Source organism: Roseisolibacter sp. H3M3-2, assembly GCF_029211165.1.
GTDB lineage: Bacteria > Gemmatimonadota > Gemmatimonadetes > Gemmatimonadales > Gemmatimonadaceae > Roseisolibacter.
Map to the genome: position 1 here is coordinate 71,607 of NZ_JARGEK010000001.1, position 8,036 is coordinate 79,642.

Genomic DNA, 8,036 nt, shown 5'->3' on the forward strand with positions numbered 1-8,036 from the left:
GCACACGGCATCCAGACTGGCGGGCACCTCGCTTCGGCGACGTGCCCGCCTTTCGTTCGTGGCGTCCCCGGTTGTCGGCGTCGCGCCCACACGCGGTGCGGGTCCGCCCCGACTGTCGACCGCGCACGGAGCGGCCATCGTGCGTCCGTGCCCGTCGACCGGGCGCGCTCGCGGGCGCTCGCCGGCGGGCGACCGATCCCGCCCATCCGGAGGACGCGATGAAGACCCTCGCCCTGGCCACGCTCGCCGTCGCCGCACTCGCCACCGCGGCCGCCGCGCAGACGCCACACAACCTGCCGGCGGCGCGCACCACCGACGCCGTCAACACCGTCACCGTGCGCAACGAGCGCCGGCATCCGGCGGTCGTCTACCAGACCTACGGCCGCTTCGATCGCCGCATCGGCGTCGTCGGCCCCGGCGCGACCGCGACCTTCGCGCTGCGCCTCTCGGCCGCGGAGACCGGCGCGCGCCCCGCGCTCCGGCTGCTCGCGCACGTCGCGGGCGACGCCGCCGACCTGGTCACCGAGCCGCTGGCCGTCGGCGCGCCGGCGCGCCTCGAGCTGACGATCCCCGCCTCCGAGCTCGACGCCGGGCGGGAGCGCGAGTACGCGGGCGCGGTGCGCCTCGCGACGGCCGGCGAGGCGACGGTGACGGTCGAGAACCCGCGCGACCGCGCGGTGACGGTCTACGGCGAGCGCGGTACGCAGGCGGTGCGGCTGGGGCGCATCCCGGCCGGCGGGCGGGCCACGCTCGCCCTGCCGACGGCGCTGACGCGGGGCGGCGAGAGCATGCGCCTCTTCCTCCGGCCCGACGGCCGCCTGCAGCTCGCGACCGAGCCGCTGCGCGTCGAGCGCGGCGCGCAGCTGACGCTGCAGGTGCCCGCCATGTGAGCGCCCCCGGCCGCGCGGCCGGACACTTGCTCCCACCTCACGACGGCCCGTCGAGCGCGCGCTCGGCGGGCCGTCGTCGGATGTGTTGCGCGGGGGAAACACCTCCCCATACGCGGTACGCGTTGTGCTGCAGAGCGCGGCGAGTCGCGTCCCCTCGGGGAAGCGGCGCGGACGACCCGTCGAGTCGGACGGGCGACGCCGCGTGTGCCGCGCAGGGTGGTACACGTAGCACCGCACGTCCAGGCGAATCGGACGTCCCGGCAGGTCCGGACGATTCGCACTTGACGGTTCTGCAAGGTCACGTCAGGTTCGCACGGGCGAAATGACGTGAGTTCACCGGAGGCAGGCTCGCCTCCGAAACCCCCAGGGGAGGAGACGCGGAATGAACACCATGCGTAAGGCCGTGCTCGCGGCCGGGCTGCTGGCCGGCTTGCCCGGCATCGCGGCTGCACAGGTCATCAGCACGACGGCGGGCGAGATCACGCTCTCCGGCCTGTTCACGACGGACGGCCCGAACGGGATCCCGCAGGACGGGGATGACGGGCTCGGCGCGCCGAACGCCACGCAGAACATCAGCGGCGTCGGCTACATCACGGGCGGCGCGTTCTACAACCCGGGCCCGCTCGGCCCCGGTTACCCGGCCTCGCCGGTCTTCCGTGCCGGGCAGGGCTTCACGGAGCAGGCCGCCAACTACACGTTCTACTTCATGGCGGGCCCCGGGACGGTCACTGACCCGTTCAGCGGCGCCGGCGACACGCGCGTCGTGACCACGTACAGCTCGGGCATCCTCGAGATCTGGCGTGAGACGGACGCGGCCGGCCCGACCGACAACAACTTCGCCAACCGCAACACCTTCCGGAACGGCACGCCGTTCCTGACGGCCAACATCACCTCGCTCACGTCGGTCTTCGACCCGACGCTCGGGCAGGGCTCGGTGTCGGGCAGCCTGTTCTTCACGGGCGGCGAGCTGTACACGGCCTTCCTGCTGCCGAACAACATCCGCACGGGTGCCATCGACGCGGTGACGAACCTCCCGAACGAGAACGTCGGGAACTACGACTTCATCGCCGACGGCCGCATCGACGCCGCGGTCATCCCGGAGCCCAGCACCTACGTGCTGATGGGGACGGGCCTGCTCGGCCTCGCGGGCTTCGCCCGCCGTCGCCGCGCCTGAGCGCGACTTGGTAGCGCGACCTAGCGTCCGCGTCCGACTCTAGGAGGGAAGGGCACCCGGGGATCCCCCGGGTGCCCTTCTCGCATCCGGGTAGATCCCGGCGAGCAGCCAGCAGGGAGCGCGACGCGGGGGAGGGGAGGCGGTCAGGCCGCGCTCGGGATCGCCGCGCGGGCACCGGCGCGCAGCGCACGGGCGCCCAGCTCGAACTGCCGCTCGTAGTCACCGCAGAAGGCGACGCGCATCGCGGCGAACATCGACCGCGTCTCGCGGTGGACGAACTGGCCCAGCTCCACCGCGCCGATCCGCCCGTACAGCGCGGCCAGCGCGCGCTCGCACGACAGGTAGACCGCGGGGATCCCGTCCTGCACGTGGCAGGTCTGGAACACGTGCCAGTAGAAGGCCGCCATGATCCCGCCCCCGCGATAGCCCTTGGCGATCATCAGCTTGCTGATCTCCCGCAGCGGCTGGGCCTCCCGGTGCTCGCCCAGGTCGAAGCCGAACGCCTCGGTGGGGAGCCCGGCGGCGGAGTCGTCGATCACCCGCATGTGGCCGATGACGCGCCCCTCGTGCTCGGCGACGAAGTGGTGCGTCGTCGGCTGCTCGTCCCAGCGGTCCCACTTCGCCTGCGTCCGCTGCATCTCGGCCGGCAGCGCCTCCGCGGCGACCATGCCGCGCTCGTTCACGAAGATGTCGTAGTTCAGCCGGTAGACCGGGAGCAGCGACTCCCCGGGGGCCGTGGGGCGGACCACGATGGATCCCCGCTCGTGCGGGACGCGCAGCTCGTGCGTGCCGTCGGCGCGCTGATCGATCTCGAAGGCGGCGGTGGAGCGGCTGAGTCGGAGGCCTGGCATTGCCCTGGGTCGTTTCAGGTGGACAACCTGGTGACGTGCACGGGCGGCGGCCGTGCGAGACTGGGCTCGCACGGGGGTGCTACCTCTGCCGGGCGGTGTCCACACGCCGGCGTCGTGTATGGGCAGGACGTGTCGTGGCGTCTGGCGGGACCAAGCTTCGGTCGCGCCCCACGTTGTCCACGACATCTCCGGGACGCATTCACGCCTGCCCGGTCACCGGACGCCAGTGTGCAATTGCGGTCGCCACGCGACGTGGATCACAATTCGTGATAGTCCTTGCGTCCCGGCGTGACGTTATCGCCGATCGACCCATTGCCTGGGGAGAACTCGTGAAGAAAGCGTCACGAGAGGAGCCCCCGGCGGGGCCGACCGTCACGCCCCCGGCCACGACCCGCCACGACGCGAAGAAGCCCGGCGGACCGTCGGGTCCGCCGGGCTTCGTGTGCTCACGACGCGCGCTCGGCGCGTCGACGGGCGTCGCGGGTCAGCGCCCCGACGCCTGCCGGCCGTACTCGACGGCCTTGAAGCCGGGCTCGCCCCAGCCGGCGATGAAGACGCTGAACCCCTGCTTCATCCGCTGCTCGACCGTGGCCGGGTCGTTCGCGGGATAGCCGCACGGGACCTTGGCCTCCTTGCAGGCGGCCAGCACCTGCTGGATCGCGTTCTCCCACGCCTCGGTGTCGAACTTCCGCTGCTGCGTCGCCGGGTCGACCGTGCTGAACACGCCCCGCAGCGTGCCGGCGCCCGGGAACAGCACCGCCACGCCCGGCGTCTTCGCGATCTCGCGGACCCGCGCCAGCCCCTCCTTGCTCTCCACGATCGCCCACGCGGTCAGCTCCCCCTGCGGGTTGAGCGGCCAGACGTCGGCCTTCGCGCGGTACGTCTTGTCGTCCATCCCCCACACGGCCGGCGCGCCGCCCACCGACTCGGCGCGCGTCCCGCCCTTCGCGGCGAAGCGCATCGCCGAGATCGCGGTGGTGATCTCCGCCGGGTCCTCGACGTCCACCAGGACGATCGTGCTGACGCCCTGGTCGAGCTGCTTCCCGATGCGGGTGCGCGCCAGCGCGGCGTCGGACCCGACCTTGGCCATCTTCACCGCGAGCGGGTGGTGCAGCTGGGCGAGCGACCCCTTGGTCACCGCGCCCGAGCTCGCGATCGCCTGCATGAACTGCACGAACCCGGCGTACCCCCGGTCGAAGTCGTGCTCCATGCTGCCGTCGAAGATGAAGTCGGCCTTCGTGTAGGCGAGCGCGTCGGCCGCCAGCTCGGCCTGCGACTTCTGGGCGGGCATCGGGGTCGACGCCGCGGGCTGCACCGGGGCGGCCCCGGCGGCGGCCGCCTGCGGCGGGCGGGGGCGCGGGTTCGCCGGCGCGTACAGTCCCAGCACCGGCTTCCCGGCCGCGTGCAGGTCGATCATGGGGTTCAGGTGACGCGGCGCCTGGGCGAACGCGCCCTGGGCGGTGGCGGTGGCGAGGGCGAGCAGGATCGGAGCGCGCACGCAGGGTACCTCGTGGTGAGAAGTCGGCGGAACATGTGGCGCGGACGGCCGCTCGGCGAGGCCTCTGGCCACGCCCCGGTCTTCGGGCCACCTTGCAGGCGATGTCGCCTCCCCCCGTCCAGCCAGCCGCCGAGCCGGTCGTCCCCGAGTCGCCCGCCGATGCCCCGCGGGTCACACTGCTGGAGGATCCGGCCCGACTCGACGCGCTGCGCCGGACGGCGCTGCTCGACAGTCCCGCCGAGGAGGCGTTCGACCGGTTTACGCGGCTGGCCGCCCGCCTGCTGCGCGCGCCGGTGGCGCTGGTCTCGCTGGTCGACGCCGACCGCCAGTTCTTCAAGAGCCAGGTCGGGCTCCCCGACCCGGTCGCCGAGTCGCGCGAGACCCCCCTCTCGCACTCGTTCTGCCGCCACGCGGTCGAGCGGGGCGCCCCGCTGGTCGTCGCCGACGCCCACGCGCACCCCCTCGTCCGCGACAACGGCGCGGTCACCGACCTCGGGATCGTCTCCTACCTCGGGATCCCGCTCGCCACGAGCGACGGCGTGGTGCTGGGGACCATCTGCGTCCTCGACCACACGCCGCGCAGCTGGGCGCCCGAGGAGCTGCAGACGCTCGGCGACCTGGCCGCCGCCGTGGCGACCGAGATCGAGCTGCGCGCCGCGCTGCGCGAGGCGGAGCGCGCCCGCGCCGCGGCGAACGAGGCCAGCCGCGCGAAGGACGACTTCCTCGCCCTCGTGAGCCACGAGCTGCGCTCCCCGCTGGCGGGGATCGCCTCCAACGCGCAGATGCTGGCGATGGGGCTCTGCGGCCCGGTCACCGAGCGGCAGCTCCAGGCCCTCGGCCGCATCAAGCGCAGCGACGACCACCTGCTGTACCTGATCGACCAGCTCCTGGACCTGAAGCGGATCGCCGCCGGGCGGATGCAGTACGACCTGCACGCGGTCGCGCTCCAGTCGGTGCTCCGCGACGCCCTCGAGCTCACCGAGCCGCAGATGCTCGCCGGCGGCATCGAGATCGAGCGCCCGGCGATCGCCCCCGAGCTCCGCGTCCGCACCGATCCGGGGCGCCTGCGGCAGATCCTGGTCAACGTCCTCGCGAACGCGGGGAAGTTCACCGACCGGGGCGGGACCGTCTCGGTCACCTGCACCGACGCCGAGGGCGTGGTGCGGCTCGAGGTGCACGACACCGGGATCGGCATCCCCGAGGACCAGCGCGAGGCGATCTTCGAGCCGTTCGTGCAGGTGCGCGACACCGGCGAGCACCGCCCGCGCGGCTCGGGGCTCGGACTCGCCATCAGTCGTGCGCTCGCGCGCGGCATGGGCGGCGACCTGACCGTCCGCAGCACGCTCGGCGAGGGCTCGACGTTCGCCATCTCGCTGCCGCGCGCCGACTAGGCAACGCCCGGGGCTGCCGGCTTCGGCGAACGTTCCGGATTGCGACGCCGCCGGCCACGTCGCATCCTGGCGTCGAGGGCGGACGACGCGGACGCTGCGTCCTTCCTCGGCTCGTCGGCGGGACGCCGGCGGCGAGCATCCCGTCGAGCGTTCGAACTCGGCGGGGCGGCTGCGAGGTCGCTGGACGCAGCCGGCGCCCGACGCGAGTCGGGACCCGGGGCCGGATTCCGCACGGCATCGGGAAGTCAGGTGGTGGGGCCGCAACGCACGGGCCGAGGACGCACGAACTGCCGAGCGCGCGCGCGAGCGCCGCCGACGAGACCGCGCCTTCGACACCGCACCGAGCGGGTTCGAACCCAGCCGACCACGAGACGCCAGCGGTGTGCGAGCCCCCGGATCGATCCGTCGATCCGGGGGCTCGTCACGTGTCGAGGCCGTGCGACGCCGGCCGCGGTGTCGCGCGCGTACCACGTTCTGTTGGCGCCGTTCGTCGCGTTCGCGCGACAGCGGCCTCGCGCGGTCGAGGGCGGGTGTCGAGCGGCGTCCACAACGCACGCTCCGGTCGCGAGTTGCGCGCGGGGCCGCGCCGCGGCACGGCGGCCCCGGCCGGGCCCCCGACTTGCCCGAGGCGGTGGCACCCGCGGTCCGCCTCTCTCGCGCCCCGTCCCCGTGCTCGCTCCCGCCGTCGCCTCGCTCGCCGCGCTGCTGGCGCTCGCCGCCGCCCCCCCGCCCGACGAGGGCTGGCGCCCGCTGCTGAGTTACGACGAGGTCGCGGTCGACCTCGCGCGGTCCACGGTGCAGGGGACGGGGCCGTACACGGTGCAGGTGCGGTGGACCTTCCGCGACCGGGCGGCCAGCCCGGCGGCCTGGGACGGCGGCGTGCGCTACGCGATCGACGTGATGGAGCTCGACTGCCGGACGGCGGCGAGCCGCACGTGGTCGACGACGGCCTTCGCCGCCAACGGCGACGTGGTCCGCGACCACTCGGCCGACGAGCAGGCGCCGGCGTGGGGCCGCCACCCGGCCGAGTCGGTGGGCGGGCTGCTGGTGCGGGAGGGGTGCGCGGCGCTCGCCGCGCGGAACTGACCGGCGGGGGGCGCGCCGCCCGGCGTCGTCAGCCCTCGGCGCCGACCAGCGCCGGCGTCCGGTCGGCGCGCACCTGACGCAGAATGGCGTCGGCGCCCTCGGCGCGCAGCAGCGCCGCCAGCGTCCGCCCTCCGGCCTCGGGGTCGCGTGGATCCATCGGGACCGCGCCGCGCAGCAGGCGCGACCCGTCGAGCGACGCCACCAGCCCGTGCAGGACGTGTGCGTCGCCGTCCTGCGCCGCCAGCGCGCCGATCGGGACCTGGCACCCGCCGTCCAGCGCGTTGAGCAGCGCGCGCTCGGCGCGTACGGCCGACGCGGTCGGTGCGTGATGCAGCGCGGCGAGGAGCGCGCCGGTGCGCGGGTCGCCGGCGCGGGCCTGCACCGCGATCGCGCCCTGGCCCGGCGCGGGGAGCCACCACGGCGCGTCGAGCGCGGCGGTGATGCGTTCGTGGAGGCCGAGCCGGCGCAGCCCGGCCGCCGCCAGCAGGATCGCGTCGTGCTCCCCCTCGTCGAGCCGGCGCAGGCGCGTCTGCACGTTGCCGCGCAGGTCGCGCACGTCGAGGTCGGGGCGCAGCGCCCCGAGCTGGGCGCGCCGGCGGAGGCTACACGTGCCGACGCGGGCGCCCGGCGGCAGCTCGGCCAGCGAGGCGGCCGCGACGCCCGCCCGGACGATCAACACGTCCCGCGGGTCCTCGCGCGGCGGCGTCGCCAGCGCGCCGATGTCGGCGGGGAGCACGGTCGGGAGATCCTTGAGGGAGTGGACGCAGAGGTCCACCTCGCCCGCGCGCAGCGCGGACTCCAGCTCCGCGGTGAACGCCCCCTTCTCCCCCAGCGCGGAGAGCGCGCGGTCGAGCCGCAGGTCGCCGACGGTGTCGAAGGTGACGAGGACGCTCGCCGCGCCGAGCGCGGCGAGGGCGTCGCGCACCATCTCGGACTGACGGAGCGCGAGCGCGCTGCGGCGGGTGCCGATGCGCAGGGGGGCGGGCGACGGATGCGTCACGGCACGGCTCTCCACGCGAGGAAGGCGTCCCACCACCCGAGGTCTCGCGCGGCGCCGAGCAGCGCGTGCGCGAGCGCGTCGAGCGCGCGCAGCGCCGCCGCGAGGGCGGCGCCGACGCGCCGTCCGGCGGCGCCGGCCGACGCGGC

Annotated in this window: 7 protein-coding genes; 4 read left to right on the forward strand and 3 right to left on the reverse strand. The window is 74.7% G+C overall.

Annotation, left to right across the window (positions count from 1 at the left end):
• The first annotated feature begins 218 nt into the window (after positions 1-218).
• A complete protein-coding gene (locus PYV61_RS00295; RefSeq protein WP_275827083.1) occupies positions 219-890 on the forward strand; it encodes a hypothetical protein in 672 nt (223 codons plus the stop codon).
• 382 nt (positions 891-1,272) lie between these two features.
• The gene (locus tag PYV61_RS00300; RefSeq protein ID WP_275827085.1) at positions 1,273-2,064 is read left to right on the forward strand and encodes a PEP-CTERM sorting domain-containing protein; all 792 of its coding nucleotides are present in this window, start codon (positions 1,273-1,275) and stop codon (positions 2,062-2,064) included.
• 143 nt (positions 2,065-2,207) lie between these two features.
• Here PYV61_RS00300 and PYV61_RS00305 read toward each other — a convergent pair whose 3' ends face one another.
• Positions 2,208-2,915, reverse strand: coding sequence for a GNAT family N-acetyltransferase (locus PYV61_RS00305; RefSeq protein WP_275827087.1), 708 nt, complete (start codon positions 2,913-2,915; stop codon positions 2,208-2,210).
• 484 nt (positions 2,916-3,399) lie between these two features.
• Positions 3,400-4,413, reverse strand: coding sequence for an aldolase/citrate lyase family protein (locus PYV61_RS00310; RefSeq protein ID WP_275827089.1), 1,014 nt, complete (start codon positions 4,411-4,413; stop codon positions 3,400-3,402).
• Positions 4,414-4,514: 101 nt separating this feature from the next.
• Here PYV61_RS00310 and PYV61_RS00315 point away from each other — a divergent pair, with 101 nt between their 5' ends.
• Both PYV61_RS00315 and PYV61_RS00320 read left to right on the forward strand, forming a co-directional pair.
• Complete coding sequence (locus tag PYV61_RS00315; RefSeq protein ID WP_275827091.1) at positions 4,515-5,804, forward strand: GAF domain-containing sensor histidine kinase; 1,290 nt, start codon at positions 4,515-4,517, stop codon at positions 5,802-5,804.
• A 669-nt stretch (positions 5,805-6,473) separates the two neighbouring features.
• Entirely contained in the window at positions 6,474-6,890 is a 417-nt protein-coding gene (locus PYV61_RS00320) for a hypothetical protein (RefSeq protein WP_275827093.1), read from the forward strand.
• A gap of 28 nt (positions 6,891-6,918) precedes the next feature.
• On the opposite strand, the gene hemC is transcribed toward PYV61_RS00320, so the two are convergent.
• Positions 6,919-7,890, reverse strand: coding sequence for a hydroxymethylbilane synthase (gene hemC, locus PYV61_RS00325; protein ID WP_275827095.1), 972 nt, complete (start codon positions 7,888-7,890; stop codon positions 6,919-6,921).
• Between the last annotated feature and the right edge of the window lie 146 nt (positions 7,891-8,036).

Coding starts and splice junctions, on each gene's coding strand:
- PYV61_RS00295 (WP_275827083.1), top strand. CDS start 219: ATGAAGACCCTCGCCCTGGCCACGCTCGCCGTCGCCGCACTCGCCACC.
- PYV61_RS00305 (WP_275827087.1), bottom strand. CDS start 2,915: ATGCCAGGCCTCCGACTCAGCCGCTCCACCGCCGCCTTCGAGATCGAT.
- PYV61_RS00315 (WP_275827091.1), top strand. CDS start 4,515: ATGTCGCCTCCCCCCGTCCAGCCAGCCGCCGAGCCGGTCGTCCCCGAG.
- PYV61_RS00300 (WP_275827085.1), top strand. CDS start 1,273: ATGAACACCATGCGTAAGGCCGTGCTCGCGGCCGGGCTGCTGGCCGGC.